Below are 1,307 nucleotides of genomic sequence, written 5' to 3'. Positions count from 1 at the left end.
TGCGGCAAGACGACGTTTTTGCGCTGCATGGCTGATCTTGAACAACCAACGGGTGGTACGATTACCGTGAACGGGGTTAGTGCCGAAGATGCGCGAATGGCGCGGGCTTATGGCTATGTGTTTCAGGCGGCCGGACTTTATCCGTGGCGCACCATCGGGGGCAATATCCGTTTGCCGCTTGAGATCATGGGCTATTCCAAAGCCGATCAGGCGGAACGGATGGCGCGGGTTCTGGATCTGGTCGAGCTGTCGGGCTTTGAGAAGAAATTCCCGTGGCAATTATCGGGCGGGATGCAGCAGCGGGCGTCGATCGCGCGGGCGCTGGCGTTTGATGCGGACATCTTGTTGATGGACGAGCCGTTTGGGGCGTTGGACGAGATTGTGCGCGATCACCTGAATGAGCAATTGTTGCGGCTTTGGGCGCAGACGGAAAAGACGATTGCCTTTGTCACGCATTCCATCCCCGAAGCAGTATATCTGAGCACCAAGATTGTGGTGATGAGCCCGAGACCGGGACGGATTACGGATGTGATCGACAGTCCCTTGCCGCGTGAACGGCCCTTGGAGATACGCGAAACGCCCGAGTTTTTGGAGATCGCGCATCGGGTGCGCGAAGGGCTGCGGGCGGGGCATGCAGATGACTGAGCGCGGGACTTTGGCCAAGGGCCCCTTCGGGGAGGATATTTTTAAGCCAGAGAAGCGGGGGGCCTGCGTGTGAGGCAGAGTTTTTGGCCCGTGGTGACGGTGGTCGGTTTGCTGCTGGTGATCTGGTATGCTGCGGCGGTTTGGTTGAATGCGGACTGGACCTATGACAAGGCGACGCGGTCCGGCGAAGTAGTAACGGCCACATCGCTTGTGGCGGACACCTGGGCGCAGAAAAAGCCGAAGCTGCCCGCGCCGCATCAGGTGGCCGCAGAGATTTGGGAGACGACGGTTTTGAAGAACGTTACTTCGAAGCGGTCGTTGGTGTATCATGCTTGGGTGACGTTAAGTGCGACCTTGCTGGGTTTTGGGCTGGGCACATTGCTGGGCACACTGTTGGCCGTTGGTATTGTCTTTAACCGGACAATGGACATGTCGGTGATGCCGTGGGTGATTGCCAGCCAGACCATTCCCATTCTGGCGATTGCGCCGATGATTATCGTTGTGCTGAATGCAGTCGGCATTTCGGGTTTGTTGCCCAAGGCGATGATCAGCATGTACTTGTCGTTTTTCCCGATCGTCGTCGGGATGGTCAAAGGGCTGCGCAGCCCTGATCAGATGCAGTTGGATCAGATGCGGACGTGGCATGCGAGCGCATCCCAGAC

At 57.9% G+C, this 1,307-nt stretch carries 2 protein-coding genes; both read left to right on the top strand.

What is annotated here, in order from left to right:
- Nucleotides 1–645: ABC transporter ATP-binding protein (locus ABYT07_RS21195; protein ID WP_372993968.1), on the top strand; the 645-nt coding region annotated here is incomplete at its 5' end.
- A 69-nt stretch (nt 646–714) separates the two neighbouring features.
- Nucleotides 715–1,307, top strand: a 593-nt coding sequence (locus ABYT07_RS21190) for an ABC transporter permease (protein WP_372993967.1), incomplete at its 3' end; no start/stop codon positions are given.

The organism is Sulfitobacter sp. (genome assembly GCF_041552635.1).
In the GTDB taxonomy this organism is placed as follows: Bacteria; Pseudomonadota; Alphaproteobacteria; order Rhodobacterales; family Rhodobacteraceae; genus Sulfitobacter.
The sequence above is the reverse complement of the archived record's forward strand: the minus strand, read 5'-3'. Positions and strand labels throughout refer to the sequence as shown.